Genomic DNA, 15,725 nt, shown 5'->3' on the forward strand with positions numbered 1-15,725 from the left:
AGGGTTGATCGTTCAACGAATTAGCCACAGACAGCGCATAAAAAAAGCCCTAAAGTAATTGCTTTAGGGCTTTTTTGACACTGGGTTTGGCATTGGGGTGATATCTATAAAAAGCGTTATGTTTTATCTTAAATGCGCTCGATGATTAGCCAAAGACATACTTGCCTACCATTGCCAAGCAAACGAGGACAATCACAGGACGAATCAGCTTACTGCCGCCTTTGACCACCATATGCGAGCCAAGATAAGCGCCGATGGTTTGACCAACCATCATGGCAATGCCTAGAGTCCACAGCACATTGCCGCCCAATATAAAAAATATCAGTGAGCCAATATTGGTCGATAAATTGAGCACTTTGGCAGCGCCTGTGGCCTCAATAATTTTACGGCCACGCAGCGCCACGTTGCCCAGCGCAAAAAACATGCCTGTACCGGGGCCAATGTAGCCATCATAACAGCCAATCAAGGGCGCAACGACTTTTTGCCACGCGCTCTCGCTGATGCGCGGCTCGGCCTCGACATCGCCCAAGCTTGGAGCGAATAAGGTATAAATACCAATCGCAGCAATCAAAAAGGGAATGAGTTTTTCAAGCAAATCAGGCGGTGACAGCTGTACGGCAATGGTGCCGATAACAGAGCCGATAAAAGCGCCGATAATCGCTATTTTGATATTTTTTGGCTGAACCACCCCTTTTTTAATCATGGTGATCGATGCGGCAAGCGCCCCTGAAGCTGCTTGCAACTTGTTGGTACCCAGCGTGAGCACTGGCGGAATATTGGCCAGCAGCATGGCAGGAATGGTCAGCAGTCCGCCGCCACCTGCAATGGCATCGATAAAGCCTGCGACCGCAGCGACCACGCTAAGCATGATGATGATGTCAAAAGATAACGATAAATCCATGTTATTGGCCTTACGTGATGATTTATGCTAAAAAGAGCCGCCTTGTCTATTTTTTGAACAAAAAAAACGCCCATCATATGGGGCGGACGGTAGAAGTGGTGACTAACAATACGACACCTCTAGGCAAAAAAGGAATATGGCTGAGCGGTGATTGACATCTTGCCCAAATATAATAACCTACTAAAGTTTATGTGCGGGTATATTTATAAAAAATACTCACTATTTATCTGGTTTCTGCGCGCAGCAGAGCCACATGAGCGAAAGGAATCAATACGATTAAACGTATTTCATTGTGTATCTAGATAAGATTGTGAGAAACTTAATGACATTACCGCACACATCATAAGACATTCGTTTCAGTTTATTGTGCATTTAGGAGATGAGGATAACATGGCAATACGAAGGATTAAGGCATTTTTTGAGTTTGAAGCAGCAGGTGGCATCGTTTTAGCATTGGCAGCCATTGCAGCCATGATTATTGCCAACTCTCCCCTCCACGATTGGTACGAAGCCTTTATTCATGCCCCCGTTTCTGTTCGTATCGGCGACTTTGCCATTGCGAAAGATGCCCATCACTGGATCAATGATGGTCTAATGGCGGTGTTCTTTTTCTTGGTGGGACTTGAGCTTAAGCGTGAAGTATTGATCGGTGAGCTGTCAAACGTCAAACAGATCATCTTGCCTGCAGGTGCCGCGGTTGGCGGAATGATCATGCCAGCGCTGGTGTATGTGTTTTTTAACTACCATGAGCCTGAGTATTTAAAAGGCTGGGCCATTCCTGCAGCAACGGACATTGCTTTTGCACTTGGTATTTTAAGTTTGCTTGGCAACCGCGTACCCAATTCGCTCAAAGTATTTTTGGTCTCCATTGCGATTTTTGACGATATTGGCGCCATTTTGATCATTGCTCTATTTTATACCAGTGATTTGTCATTAGGCTCACTGGCCATTGCTGGTTTGTGTTTGCCGTTTTTGCTCTTACTTAACCGCCGCAATGTCACCAGCATTACGCCTTATTTGCTGATTGGTATGGTCATGTGGATTGCGGTACTCAAGTCAGGTATTCACGCCACGCTAGCTGGTGTGGTACTGGCACTATTTATCCCCATGTTTGATCGCACTGATCCTGAGCATTCACCACTTGAGGAGCTTGAGCACGATTTACACAACACTGTGGCCTTTGGTATTTTGCCGATATTTGCGTTTGCCAACTCAGGAATCTCGCTCGAAGGTGCTGGCTTTAGTGAACTGTTCCACTCTGTACCACTGGGCATCGCCGCAGGGTTGTTTATTGGTAAGCAGGTGGGTGTGATGGTGATGTGCTGGTTGATCTTCAAATTGGGTATCTCAAAAATGCCTAATGGGATGGACTTTAAGCAAATCTACGGTGCAGCGCTTTTATGTGGTGTCGGCTTTACCATGAGTCTGTTTATTGGCGGTCTGGCATTCCAAGGTGACACAACGATGTTTGATGAGCGCTTGGGTATCATTATGGGCTCTATCGTCTCAGGTATCGCAGGTTATATCATGCTGAAAGTCAGCCTAAAAGACAATGTAAGCGGTACGTCTGTCGATTTGACTCGCCCGCACTGATATCCACACTAGCGACTTATGAGTATTTTGGCTGATAAGTCGCTTTTTTATTGTCCATCGCTTCACATTAACCCATCACAAAAAATACGTGCTTTGCCTGAATTGATTGTGCTCAATTGATAAAATCAGCCGTAGGAGACAACCATGTATTGCTCTATACGTCAGCTTGCATTAAGCCTATCTCTACTGAGTAGTGCCTGTCTATTATCAAGCTGTGCCACGCTGTCTCAGCAAGAGTGTATGGTCGGCGATTGGCAAGCGATTGGTTACAATGATGGCGTGGCGGGTTATGACTCGAACCGACTGGCCGCTCATACCAAAGCTTGTGCAAAAGCCAGCATCGCTCCAGACTACCTTGCATGGGAGCGCGGTCGCACACTTGGACTCAAAAAATATTGCACCGTCAACAATGCTTATAACCTTGGCAAACGCGGACGTCAGTTAAACCATGTCTGCCCGATTGCCAGCGCACCCCTGCTACAACAGGCCAATCAGCAAGGTCATGACTATTACACGTTGGACATACAATTAAACACGGATAAACGTCTTTTAAAGAGCTACCAAACAGAACTCAGTCAGCTAAAAAATGGCGCTATGCTGGACTTTGCTACCGAAAAAGAAGCCCGTGCAAGGCTACTCTTTTTATCTGATGAGGTGCATCAGTTAAAATCTCGTATCAGTATCACAAAGATGCAATTAAATGCCCTAAGCCTCTCATTGGCTGCGGATCAGTGATGGCGATATATTGTCCTTATAGTGCGGCTATTATTGATTGGCCCAGTGACCAAGGTACTCGATCATATGGATAAGCAAATGACCAATACTGCCAGCAAGTCAACCAAGCAAACGCGCCATTCATCAGCAGAATTTTATCAGCGGCATGGGCGTACAACCGCAATCGACGACCATAGTGATTTGCAAGTCTTGCGCCGCATCAAGCGTTATCTACTCCCCAAAGACTTTGCTATCTCGCCTGCGTTATTAGAAGAGATCGTCACAGGCTACGATATTGGCGATCCACTTGCAGATGCCTTAGCCGCTGAAAACATCCGCTTTGCCAAACCACTGCGCCAGCATTTATCAGGCGTACCCATCGCTGATGGCCTAACATCCAACCCAGCCTTTAACACACTGACCGAGCAGTTTGGCCAGCATCCCGATTGGTTTGATCCTGAACTTGCGTACGTGGGCGCGGTTGCTTACCGTCGTTATCCCTTGATGCTCATTTGGTTACTACGTAATGTGGCGCTGATGGCAGGCTATAGCATCCCCGCGCTATCACTGCCGCTGGTACAGACGGGGGCACTGATGCATGACGCGTTGCCTCGCCTGATGCGAACGTATGCGTATATTTTGGCGGTTTCTGAACATCCTACAACGGGTGCTGGCGGCAATCGTTCGCGCACGGCGCTTGATGGTATCTTAGCCGTCGGCGCTGAAGGCTGGCGGCAATCGATTCAGGTACGGCAAATCCACACTTTAGTACGACAAAACTTGCTCAAAGGCAAAGGTAATGCGGCAACAAGCATGACAACCAATGCCGATCAGCACCGCAATCCTGATGGCAGCTGGAATACCGACTACTGGGGCGTACCAATCAATCAAACCGATATGATCGCTACTCATTTGCAATTTTCACTATTGATCATGCGCGGTTTGCAACTCTTAGGCGCTCGTATCAGCCGTGAAGAAGCCGACGGCATCTTGCACCTCTGGAATTTGGCCAGTTACTGGATGGGGGTTGATTTGCAACGGTTGCCCAAAGATGAGGCCGCGTGCTGGGAGTGGATTTATACCTATCTGTCGATTCAGCAGATGGACTTTGAGATGGGGCGACCACTGGCAAAAGCATTACATGATTTGCCGCGCCAGCTGATGGGCGAGGACAACCGCCGTGGCCGCTTTGTGGAAATGGTCAATGCCAGTGTGACCCGTACCTTGGTCGGTGATGATATTGGCGATGGTTTGGATTTACCCAAGTCAAAGATACGCTTTGGGGTGCTCTCTTCTGTGCCAATTTTATTCGCCCTTGATACGGCTCGTCAGCATAATGGTAAGGTTGCAGACAAGCTTGAGCGCTTCCGTGCCAAACGGCAGGACAACATGAACTGGTGGCTCAAAGAAAACGACAGCTACTATCAATAAGCGTCTTGACTACCGAGCGCTTTATTCCGCATTAACAAGCTGGGTTGCTCAAGCGGTAGTACCATTCAAGCTTACGATCAAAACCCAGCTCTAGCAAACTTGCCAGCACTCGCCCTGTCAGCCCCCACACCACCTCTCCATCAACCTGCCAGCTGGGAGTCACCAGTGTGGCTTTTTGCGCGCCAGCTTTGTCGCTCAGCGTATAATCTACGGCATAATCGACCGTCGGCTGACCGATCAAATCTTCAAAATCAGCCCAAAAAATACGGGCAATCTCCCCTGCTTCTGGCACCAATACCAAATCAGGCGCAATCAAGGCCACAATAGGACGCACACTTAAGCCGCTTTTTGAGGTCTGGATGGGCAATTGCCCCAGCAGCTGCACGTGGTGGGGGGCAAGCGCCGTCTCCTCACATGCTTCACGCAAGGCCGTGATCACATTGTTACCATCGCCGTGGTCATGTTTACCGCCTGCACATGATACCTCGCCTGCGTGACTGCTCATATGTGCGGCGCGTCTGGTCAACAGTAGCTTTGGGCGCGCTTCATGGGTGATGGCGACCAATATCGACGCATCGGCAATATGCGTTTGATACAGCTTGTCTAATATCAGACGGCGCTGGGTGTTGGTATCAACCGGCTGTGCTGTGCTGCCCTCACCGCCCAGTAGAGCGATCTGCATACGAGTCGCCAGCTGCCGTAGGCTTGGCTGACTGATGTGCTCAGGTAAGGCCACACCAAGTTTATCGGGGCTAGCAGCCTCATAAAAGCCATTAGCGAGTTCGGGTATTATCATCATCACATCCTTTACATTGCGGTGGTCCTTGCCTCATTGACTGCCTACCAATCATCGCTTGCTACAGTAAATGACACAAAGGCGATGGCCTATATGCAGTCATGTGAGCGATTTTAAAACTGCACGCGCCTTATGTATCACCTTTGTTATGACCACTATTGACTGATTAAAACGATATCTTAAGTTTCATTTTAATTTTATATCGTTGCTATGTCTCTCTTGCCTGTACTCAATATCAGCCAATTGCTTGTCACATATGGGCTATGGCCTGCTCACGCTATCGATTACTTGATTTTTATGGTCTCTATATTTCGTCATTATTCACTATCATGCGTACTAAGGTGACCGCAACTTAATTACCAAACATAAACCCAGCAATATGTTCAAGCGTGCTTGCGAGTATTACCATGTAGCAGATCAAGTCGTTTATCACCCTAACAATAAATAAAGACCAATAACCATCATAACCCATCATAACTTAGGATCCTTATTATGACAGAACAAATCGATAACTTACTGCCTCCTGTAGAATACATCACTGACGCATACAAAGGCGCAGGCAAACTTACTGACAAGCGCGTGCTCATCACAGGCGGCGACAGCGGTATTGGACGCGCTGTTGCCCTGCATATGGCACGCGAAGGCGCAAAAGTCGCTATTCTGTATCACAGCGATGAAGAACAGGCCACCGAGACACAAAAAGGCATTGAAGCCGAAGGCAGCGAAGCGCTGGTCATTCAGAATAATGCCAGCGATAGCGACAGCTGCAAAGACGCGGTTAAACAAGTGGTCGATGCATGGGGCGGCGTGGATGTGCTAATCAATAATGCAGGCATGCAAAAGCCGTATAACGACTTGACTGATATTAGCGATGAAGACTGGCAACAGCATTTTGATGTCAATATGGCAGGAATTTTTTATACCACCCGCGCGGCCCTACCGCACATGGAAAAAGGCAGCAGTATCATTAATACCACCTCGGTCAATGCTTTTGTCGGTAATGATGTACTGGTGCCTTATACCTCAACCAAAGGCGCCATCGTCGGCTATACCCGCGCCCTTGCTTTACAGCTCGCCGAGCGTGGCATCCGTGTCAACCAAGTTGCCCCTGGCCCTATCTCAACCGAAATCCAAAAGGTCTTTAAAGACTTTGACAAAGATATCATTAAATCCATGACCACGCCGATGGGACGTATTGGGCAGCCCTATGAGCTGGGCGGCGCATATGTTTTCCTCGCCTCAAGTGACAGCAGCTTTATCACAGGTCAGACCATTCATGTTAATGGCGGGATGATCACCAATGGCTAATGCGATGAAAGTGCAGCGTATTGATCATAACCGTTGCCCGCACGTGAAGCATAGCAGTTGGGCGGTGCACCCTTCGCATCAACAGTGGCTCATTAATGAAGGTCAGCGATTATTGACCCATTATCAAAAAGCACGTGTGGTTGATGGTTTTGGTTCGCTTGGTAACGATGGCACACTCCAAGATCAGCGCGCAAAGGGTGTGGTCACCGCACGGATGATACATTGCTACGCACTGGCATCTATGATGGGTGTACCTAGCGCAGGTGTCATGGCTGATCACGGTATTGACGCGCTGCTTGATGGCGCGCTCCGTGATAGCAGGCACGGCGGTTGGTTTGAAGACAGCTATACCGCTTCACGCAAAAATGCTTATCTGCATGCCTTTGTATTGATTGCCGCTGGTAGTGCTACCCTTTCCCAGCGCCCGCGTGCCGCAGAACTGCTCAGCGCAGTGCTGGATATTATTGAGACGCATTTTTGGCAAATTGATGATGCGGTCATGCAGCCGTCTTTTGCGGCCGATTGGTCAGATGCGGAAAGCTATCAAGGCGCTAACTGTAATATGCACACCACTGAAGCCTTTTTGATTGCTGCTGATGCCACAGGTAATGACAAGTATCTACAGCGAGCGCTGCAACTTGCCAAGCGCTTTGGTCACGATATTGCGAGCGCATACGACTGGCGCATTCCTGAGCATTTTGATGCGTCATGGCAGATGCTGCCTGATTACCATAAAGACAAATCTACCGATGACTTGCGTCCATGGGGTTTAACCCCTGGACATTTTGCCGAGTGGGCAGGACTGCTCATTAAAATAGAAACGGCACTAAAGCAGCGTAATCAAGATGCGCCTGCGTGGCTACTTGATAACGCCATTGCGCTCTTTGATAGTGCGATGACGCGTGGCTGGGCAGCCGATGGCAAATCGGGTATGGTCTATACGATTGGCTGGGATGATGCGATCTCAGTCGCTATCCGTCCTTACTGGGTGCAGGCCGAAACTGCCAACACTGCGCTGCTACTGGCGCGGCGTACCAATGACAGAAGCTATGAGGCCATTTATCGCGAAGTGTGGGACTATATTGCCAGTGCTTTGATTGATTATGAACGCGGCGGCTGGCGGCATGAGGTCGATGCTGATGGTACATTAAGCGCGGTCGTCTATCCACATCGTGAAGACCTGTATCACGATTTTCAAGCGACGGTTACGCCACTGATTGCCAACTCTGGCTCAATCGCTGGTGGCTTGCTGCGTAAATACGCTGTGTAATGGCTGCCCACCCTCTTTTTTAGTAGCGTTGTACTGAGCTTTCTTTCTTACAGGAAAGCTCTATTTGTACCCAGTATTTGCGCTACAATAAATCATATTTTTGTGAAAAGGCAACCTTATGCGCTATTGCTTAGAATGTGGTCACGAAGCTGAATACAAAATCCCCGAAACGGATAATATGCCACGTTTGGTTTGCCCAAGCTGCGGCTATATTCATTATGAAAATCCCAAAGTCATCTGTGGCACGCTAGTCATTCATGAGGGCAAAGTGCTGCTGTGTCGCCGCGCTATCGAGCCGCGTTATGGCTACTGGACCATTCCAGCAGGCTTTATGGAAAATGGCGAGACTATGGCTGAAGGCGCTGCACGCGAGAGCTTTGAGGAGGCAGATGCGACGGCCATCAATCCCAACCTTTATTGCCTCTACGACATTCCTGATATCGGACAGATTTATATCATCTATTTGACTGGCCTAAAAGACGGGGCGTTTGGCGTTGGCGCTGAAAGTTTAGAGTGCGCCTTGTTTGAAGAAGCAGATATTCCGTGGTCAGACATTGCTTTTGAAGCGGTGACTCGCACGCTCACGCGCTACTTTGCCGATCGCAAACAACATGACGACCATGCTGATTTTCCAGTGCATCAAGACATCATCAGTAAAGACAAAAGTATCAAGCGCTACTGATGGCAGTAGAACAAGGAATATTAAAAAAGCCAAGCATCATGCTTGGCTTTTTTATTGACGCTTAATAACAAGTCATCACTGATAACAGTGCATTATTAGCTTTTGATTTTGCACACACGAAAGCCCAAGTTGCTGACAGCTTCTTCTTTATCATACGGTGCCAGCACCGCACGCACGCTGGGTTGGCCTTGCAAGTATGTTGTGGCCACGCGCTGCAAGTCGTCTAGCGTCACAGACAAGATGGCTGCGCGCATTTTGCGTTGCCATGTGGCACTACGCTGATGCAAATCAGCAAAGCAGGCTTTAACCGCTTCGCCTGCAGGAGAGCCAGGTTTGTCCATGCCTGAGATGATGCCCAAGATGGCTTCTTCTAGTTGCGCTTCGCTTTGTGCTTCATTGAGCAGCCAGTCGATACTGGCTTCAAAATGCTCAAAGGTTTGCGCGCAGTAAGGATCACGGTAGCTAAAGAATTTAAAGGCGCAAGCATTGGCATCATAACCTGCCCCGCCGCCGTAAGCACCGCCGCGCTCACGAATGGCACTGTGCAAATAGCCATTGCGTAAGTAAGGCGCTAATACCATCAACGCAGCAGTGTCCACATGATCGGCAGGCGGCGCGGCGTAAACGCTGGCATTGTGATAGACGTTGGTTGATACCAACCATGCGACATCATCTGCACTGACAGTGTCAGACTCACTCACGTCATCCGCTTTTTCGCCATTTAAAGCAGGATCTAAGCTTAATGCGGCAAACTCATTAGGAATATTGGCCTGCAAATCTGCAATCAGATCATCCGCGCTGGTATCGCTCAGCGCACTGGTCTCTTGCCAGCTGTCAATGATCAGGTCGCTTAAGCGCTCGGTTTGCTCCGCTTCGGCAATAATCAGCGCATGCTTAGGCAAATGGATCAAACGCTGATGCAGCGCCATCAAACTACTGGCCAACTGATCCCATGGGGCATCGTCATCTGACGCATGGCTCAAAAAGTCTTTGAGCGCGTTGAGTGCTGGCAATCCGCTGCGTACATATTCCAGCTGCGCTTGGCGACTCATGCCGCGACTGGCGGTCTGCATAGCATAGGCGTGTCCTGCACTGGCAAGGCGCGACTGCCAACCTGCTTGACGCTGCTGCAAGATTTCTTTAATGCGCGCATGCTCGGTAAAGATGCTGTGCTCCATTACCTCTTTAACCAAATCAATGGCTTCAGGCTTACGGTTCAGTGCACGCGTCGCCACCACAAAGTAGCTGCTGATGGCATTGCGGTCATCGACATTGGTACGCTGGCTGATACGCGCGGTCACCCCTGACGAATGCGCCGCTTGCTTGGCTTGCAACTCATGGGCGCTCATTGAGTCCGTACCCAGCTCAGACAACAGGCTCAAATAAATGGGCAATAACGGATGGTTAATCACATCATTGGCGGGCAGCTGCGCTGGCGCCGCATCACTGCTATTCGCGCCAGTGATGGCATCGGTCAACGGTACGATCACCTGATAATAATACAGACCGTTGGTACCTGCTTCATACTGGAACAAGGTACTGTCTTGATCGCTTAAGCGCACAGGCTTGGTTGTGCCTTGCTTCACGCTGATGTCGGCAGGCACATCGTCAAGACCTACTTTAGGCAACAGACTCAAGTCATCAGGTGCGGCTTGACGTGCCGCCAAGTCCAGCGCTTGCTTGTGCAAGATGTCTTTGTCATCGGCGGTCAGGTTGGACGCGATGGTGTCCAGTCGGGTCTGCTCACCCGCCGCTTGACGTGCGGACTTATCGCTATCAGGCACCAAGGTGACACGCACGCGATGCGGGTTATCCAATAAATGGGTTTTGATCAAATTGGGCAGCCACTGCTCATCTTTAATTTGCTCGCGTAGCCATGCCAGATGCTCATCGACTTCCCAAATATCAATCGGATTGCCATCATGAATCGCGGTACTAAAGCCCTCTAACATCAAATTTAGACCATACGGTATGCTGTCGCCGCCAATATGACGCTGATCGATTTCAATCTGATGCAAAATCGTCTCAATGGTGTCATCATCGATTGGCGCGCTGGCCACTTGGGTGAGCAAATCTAAAATCCCTTGCTCAACCGCATCGGCATGCTCAGGCTCAGAGCCGCGCAAACCTGTATAAAACACCATTTCATAATGGCTGTCATCAAGTCCCAAAAGCGGACTTGGTGCAGTGCCCAGTGGATGACTGTCCAAATAAGCACGCAGCGGCGAGCCTGAATGCTCAATCAGCACGCCCTCTAACAGACGCAGTGCCAAGCGCTGCTTGGGATCGGTGATGGCTGGCAACAACCACGACAACACATGATGGGTTTGCTTGTCGCCCACTTCATCGGCGGTATAAGTCTCAGTCGCCTGTATCGGCGCGCTCAAGCGCTGCTCAGGGCGCGACACATGCTTTTTACCTGCCTCAAAACGAGTCAACGCATCATCATGCAGTTTGGCCTGCGTTTGGGCAACAGGAATATTACCAAAGCTCATGATGACACTGTTTGAGGGATGATAATGGCTTTCATGAAACTCGACCAACTCACTGTGTGTCAGGTCTGGAATATCGGCAGGATCGCCGCCTGAGTTGTAGTGATAAGTGGTGGTTGGGAACAAGTGATGCGCCACCGCATGATACAGCTGGTCAATCTCGCCGCTCATCGCCCCCTTCATTTCATTAAACACAATACCTTTAAACTGCGGCGCGTCATTTTCATCCAGCTCAACGCGGATGCCTTCTTGGGCAAAATCAAGCGGGTGAATACTGGGGAAAAAAGAAGCATCAAGATATACCGCGAGCAAGTTAAAATAGTCGTTTTTATTTTGCGTGGCATACGGATACGCCGTCCAATCTGCTGCGGTCATGGCATTCATAAAGGTGTTTAGCGAGCGCTTAATCATCGAGAAAAACGGATCGCGTACAGGGAATTTTTCTGAGCCGCACAGCGCGACATGCTCTAGTATATGCGCCTCACCTTTGGAGTCCATAGGCTGGGTGCGAAAGCCGACCAAAAAAGCATTTTCATCGCTCGGATGCGCTAAGTGGTAGTGCATGGCCCCTGTTTTGACATGTTGACTGATCAACACGTCCATAGACAACGCCTCAATATGGCGATGCTCGATCAGCTCAAACGCAGGGTGAAGCGTCAAATCAGCAGTAAATTGCGTATCAGTCATGATGTTCCTTACAAAGTGGCCTTGAAGCGATACGCTCAAAGCCGATTAAATGTGAATGGTGACTCATCGTTATATAACGATAGATAGTATCGGTGACTCATAACAAACGGGTAGTCAAACCCGTCTGTTAACAATGAATAGGTTGGGTGGCCCATGCGGACATTACTGGTGTCTTTTAGCACCATGTCTTTTAGCCTACTAGCCGCTCTTAGTCTGTAACCTTTGGCATAGCATCGTAATGTCGCAATCGTCATGTCGCATAAGTGGGCGCTGCCTAACGATGCTAGATGGGGTTTGCGTCAGTATAAGTCAAGGCACGCGTTTACAAACAGCGCCTACTCACAAGAGCGATGCTGGTTTGCGCAGACCTCATCAACATAAATCATAAGCGCTCATAAATATCACGCTTGCGTCCTCAGTAAACACTTAACAGTATCCAGCCGTAGTGCTACTATAAAAGACAACGGTTATGAGGAGCACAGACATGAGCTATCAACATATTTTATTGGTGACCGACTTGTTGCCCGATGCGCACATCGTCGCGCAAAAGGCGAAACGTATCGTCGCCAACCGCCCAGATTCCAAGTTGTCCGTCTTACATATCGTCAAAGACACCATGGTCGGGTTTGGTTATGAGTTGGTACCTGCATCGAGTCTTTATGATGAAATCGACGACGAACGCTGCCAAGAAGCACGCGCAAAATTGGCACAGTTTTTAACGGATAACGATTTGCACGTGGTCAACTCTGAAGTTACCACCGCCATTTCAAGCAGTGAAGGCATCGTCAACTATTGCGGCAAGCATGAAGTGGATTTGCTGGTTATCGGTCGTCATGAACGCCACGGTATTGCCGCATGGCTACACGGCGCGACAGCGGATAACATCTTACCCAATGTCCCTTGTGACAGCTTGGTGGTCAGATTGGACAAACCCAAAGACCACTAATGATGAGCCATGATCTTGGCGCGGCGACATCTGCCGCGCTTTTTGCTGCCTGTGATTTTTGTATTAGGTATGACATTAACACGCACAGCACAAAAAAATAAAAATTAGCGAATCAAATCCATAAAGGTTTGCCAAATGGCGCTTTGATGCCGCGATTTGTGCCAGACCAGCCACCATGTCCGCGCAAGATTGATCCCCCTCACCTTAACTTGCACCAGCTCTCCTGTCAGCAGCTCAGGCCCCAGCACATGCGGTGATAAGCAGCCCAGCCCAATATCGGCGCTGACCATATGCTTGATCGCTTCTGACTGCTGAATTGCCATCAGTGTGTCCACTTTGGGAATATATTTGAGCAACTGCTCATCGATCACTTGCCGCGTACCCGACCCCGCCTCACGTACCAGTAATGGCAGTGCAGCAATGTCTGATGGCGATAAATAATAGCAGCGCTCAGTGTCCTCATACGCGGTCCGCCCTGCCAGCCATTTGCTGTCCCGCTTGGCAAAAATCATCAGCGTATCGGTGCGCCATGCTTGTTGCTCGATGACTTTGGCATTTTGCGGACGCGGCGTCCCCTCTACCAACGCCATGTCCACAGTCAGCTGCTCCACTTCATTGATCACTTCTTGAGTATTGGCGATACAGACATCAATATGCGCGTCGGGTGCGACGCTGTATAACTGAGCAAGCAGTGGCGGCAGCGCATAATTGCCAATCGTGGTACTGGCGCCGATACGTATTTGCCCCGCTTGGTTTTTATGATAGACCTCAAGAGTGGCGGCTTGCTCCAAAATGGCCTGCGCCTGTACATAGACTGCATGGGCGTTGCGATGCTGCACAAGGCGGCGACCGACCCGCTCAAACAGCGGCATATGTAACCGCGCCTCAAGCTCTGTCAGCGCGCTGCTGACCGCTGATTGTGACAAATGCAGCATCTCGCTGGCACTGCTGGTGCTGCCTGTCTGATAAATACTGACAAAGACAGCCAGCTGGCGCAGTGTGATCTTTGGCAACGCTGGGGAGGGTTGCTTCATCTGCTTTGCTTCCTGTTCTCATCTATTTGTAACACACGCCACATGATACAAATCTCACAGACCATACCCTGCCTCTCATGCTGCCCTTTATATTCTACAGCACCTTTAACCCAAAAAATCGATAGATACTACCCAATCAATCTGTTTTTATTATAACTCTACCTATCTTATACTGTTTATGCATAACTTTATGAATATTTGATAATGAAAAAAGCAAGGTACCGTCAGTACCGATGCTTAACTGATCTATTAGGCGACGTATCATCGCCACAAACGGTGGCTACGCGTTCGAGAGCCGATACCGATAGGATATGTTATGACCCACGCCTTACCCCCTGCCATCAGTGGCTATATACCGCGACCAAAGCAGCTGATCGGCTTGATTGTTGTCCTTATTGGTAGTTTGTGCTGCCTATGGCTCAATCAAGCGATCACAGTATGGACAGCAGGGCGCATTGTTGGTTTGTCATCGCTGACACTAGCGATTTTACTGGGCATGCTACTGGGCAACACCATTTATCCGCCGCTGACCTCACACTTACAAGACGGCGTGAACTTTGCCAAAAGTGAAATACTGCGCCTCGCTATCATGCTTTATGGTTTTAAGCTGACCTTGACGCAAGTGGCCAGCGTCGGCATGCCTGCCATCATGAGTGATGCTTTGGTGCTGACCTCAACCTTTTTGCTCACCTATTGGCTGGGCACAAAATGGCTAAAAATGGACAGAAAAACCACCTTACTTATCGGTTCAGGCGCCAGTATTTGCGGGGCAGCCGCCGTTATCGCGGCTGAGCCTGTGGTGCGCGCACAGGCGCATAAAGTGACGATTGCCGTAGCTACCGTGGTGGTCTTTGGTACGCTCTCCATGCTGCTGTACCCTTTTTTGTATCACTTGGGCTGGTTGGCACCGTGGCTTGATGCGCAGCGTTTTGGCATTTATAGCGGCTCAACCATTCATGAGGTGGCACAAGTGGTGGTCTCTGGTAATGCCATCAGCGCTGAGGTCGGCGCAGCTGCCGTGGTGACCAAGATGATTCGGGTGATGATGCTTGCGCCATTTTTATTGATACTGTCATTTGTCTTGACTGGTCAGCCTAATAAACATGGCAAAACGCTGTCTTTATCGGCGCGTATCAAACAGGTCAACGTGCCGTGGTTTGCCTTTATTTTTATTGCGATTGTGGTAGTGCATACGTGGCTACCGATGGCGCCGCGCTTTGAACAAAGCATGATACACCTAGATAATCTGCTGCTCACGATGGCTATGTTTGCACTGGGTTTGACCACCCATCTTAGCGCGATTAAAGACGCAGGCATCAAGCCGTTATTGCTTGGTGCGATGATATTTGCTTGGCTGATCCTTGGCGGCGGGCTGATTAACGTTGGTGTCAGTTTTTTATAAAGCTGGTTTTGGGCGATGCCAATTAAGTGCAGGCTATGAAACGTGGTCTATATGGCACACCAACAGCGCAAATCAATGCTAGCTCAACCCAAAATACAGACGAAAAAAAACGAACCCGAAGGTTCGTTTTTATACATCTGTTTATCTATCTGTCTATAAAAGACAAATTAGATAGCAACGATGTTATGTGCTTGTGGGCCTTTTTGGCCTTGAGTTACAGTGAACTCAACTTCTTGGCCTTCAGCCAAAGTTTTGAAACCTGAACCAGAGATTTCGCTGTAATGAGCAAAAACGTCTGCGCCGTTTTCTGGAGCGATGAAACCAAAGCCTTTAGCTTCATTGAACCACTTAACTGTACCTTTTTGAGTATCTGACATACTATAATCCTAATTTTAATCTAATAATGGTCGAACGACCGGTAACGCTTTCAAATAGCTACTGAACGATAAATATTAAACCGAAGGATTAT

13 protein-coding genes are annotated in these 15,725 nt (G+C 49.0%); 8 read left to right on the top strand and 5 right to left on the bottom strand.

The genetic code is table 11. From position 1 onward, the window contains the following. Positions 1–145 precede the first annotated feature (145 nt). Positions 146–901 (bottom strand): TSUP family transporter, encoded by a 756-nt coding sequence (locus ACFI32_RS08495; RefSeq protein ID WP_462626102.1) that lies wholly within the window; start codon positions 899–901, stop codon positions 146–148. A gap of 390 nt (positions 902–1,291) precedes the next feature. Here ACFI32_RS08495 and nhaA point away from each other — a divergent pair, with 390 nt between their 5' ends. From nhaA to ACFI32_RS08510, 3 genes are all read left to right on the top strand, one after another. Then, positions 1,292–2,494 (top strand): Na+/H+ antiporter NhaA, encoded by a 1,203-nt coding sequence (gene nhaA, locus ACFI32_RS08500; RefSeq protein WP_462626103.1) that lies wholly within the window; start codon positions 1,292–1,294, stop codon positions 2,492–2,494. Positions 2,495–2,638: 144 nt separating this feature from the next. Then, positions 2,639–3,229, top strand: coding sequence for a DUF2799 domain-containing protein (locus ACFI32_RS08505; protein WP_462626104.1), 591 nt, complete (start codon positions 2,639–2,641; stop codon positions 3,227–3,229). A 78-nt stretch (positions 3,230–3,307) separates the two neighbouring features. Then, the gene (locus tag ACFI32_RS08510; protein WP_462626105.1) at positions 3,308–4,639 is read left to right on the top strand and encodes an oxygenase MpaB family protein; all 1,332 of its coding nucleotides are present in this window, start codon (positions 3,308–3,310) and stop codon (positions 4,637–4,639) included. 31 nt (positions 4,640–4,670) lie between these two features. On the opposite strand, the gene ACFI32_RS08515 is transcribed toward ACFI32_RS08510, so the two are convergent. Next, a complete protein-coding gene (locus ACFI32_RS08515; protein WP_462626106.1) occupies positions 4,671–5,435 on the bottom strand; it encodes an NUDIX hydrolase in 765 nt (254 codons plus the stop codon). Between the two features lie 492 nt (positions 5,436–5,927). Between ACFI32_RS08515 and ACFI32_RS08520 the strand changes: the two genes are divergently transcribed. The 3 genes from ACFI32_RS08520 to ACFI32_RS08530 all read left to right on the top strand — a co-directional run bounded on the left by ACFI32_RS08520 (position 5,928) and on the right by ACFI32_RS08530 (position 8,695). Next, positions 5,928–6,743: an SDR family oxidoreductase gene (locus ACFI32_RS08520; RefSeq protein ID WP_462626107.1), complete on the top strand. Its 816-nt coding sequence runs from the start codon at positions 5,928–5,930 to the stop codon at positions 6,741–6,743. Next, positions 6,736–8,013: an AGE family epimerase/isomerase gene (locus ACFI32_RS08525; RefSeq protein WP_462626108.1), complete on the top strand. Its 1,278-nt coding sequence runs from the start codon at positions 6,736–6,738 to the stop codon at positions 8,011–8,013. The genes ACFI32_RS08520 and ACFI32_RS08525 overlap by 8 nt, the downstream gene beginning before the upstream one ends. 118 nt (positions 8,014–8,131) lie before the next feature. Then, positions 8,132–8,695, top strand: a complete 564-nt coding sequence (locus ACFI32_RS08530) for an NUDIX hydrolase (protein ID WP_462626109.1) — start codon at positions 8,132–8,134, stop codon at positions 8,693–8,695. A 95-nt stretch (positions 8,696–8,790) separates the two neighbouring features. Here ACFI32_RS08530 and ACFI32_RS08535 read toward each other — a convergent pair whose 3' ends face one another. Continuing rightward, the gene (locus ACFI32_RS08535; RefSeq protein WP_462626110.1) at positions 8,791–11,874 is read right to left on the bottom strand and encodes an insulinase family protein; all 3,084 of its coding nucleotides are present in this window, start codon (positions 11,872–11,874) and stop codon (positions 8,791–8,793) included. 484 nt (positions 11,875–12,358) lie between these two features. Between ACFI32_RS08535 and ACFI32_RS08540 the strand changes: the two genes are divergently transcribed. After that, entirely contained in the window at positions 12,359–12,820 is a 462-nt protein-coding gene (locus tag ACFI32_RS08540) for a universal stress protein (protein WP_462626111.1), read from the top strand. 104 nt (positions 12,821–12,924) lie between these two features. Here ACFI32_RS08540 and ACFI32_RS08545 read toward each other — a convergent pair whose 3' ends face one another. Next, a complete protein-coding gene (locus ACFI32_RS08545; protein WP_462626112.1) occupies positions 12,925–13,854 on the bottom strand; it encodes a LysR substrate-binding domain-containing protein in 930 nt (309 codons plus the stop codon). Positions 13,855–14,170: 316 nt separating this feature from the next. Between ACFI32_RS08545 and ACFI32_RS08550 the strand changes: the two genes are divergently transcribed. Beyond that, a complete protein-coding gene (locus ACFI32_RS08550) occupies positions 14,171–15,256 on the top strand; it encodes a YeiH family protein (RefSeq protein ID WP_462626113.1) in 1,086 nt (361 codons plus the stop codon). A gap of 167 nt (positions 15,257–15,423) precedes the next feature. On the opposite strand, the gene cspE is transcribed toward ACFI32_RS08550, so the two are convergent. Then, positions 15,424–15,633 carry a transcription antiterminator/RNA stability regulator CspE gene (gene cspE, locus ACFI32_RS08555; protein WP_075102704.1) on the bottom strand — a complete coding sequence of 70 codons (210 nt, stop codon included), beginning with the start codon at positions 15,631–15,633 and terminating at the stop codon, positions 15,424–15,426. Positions 15,634–15,725: the final 92 nt, after the last annotated feature.

The organism is Psychrobacter sp. PSi21, from assembly GCF_054960615.1.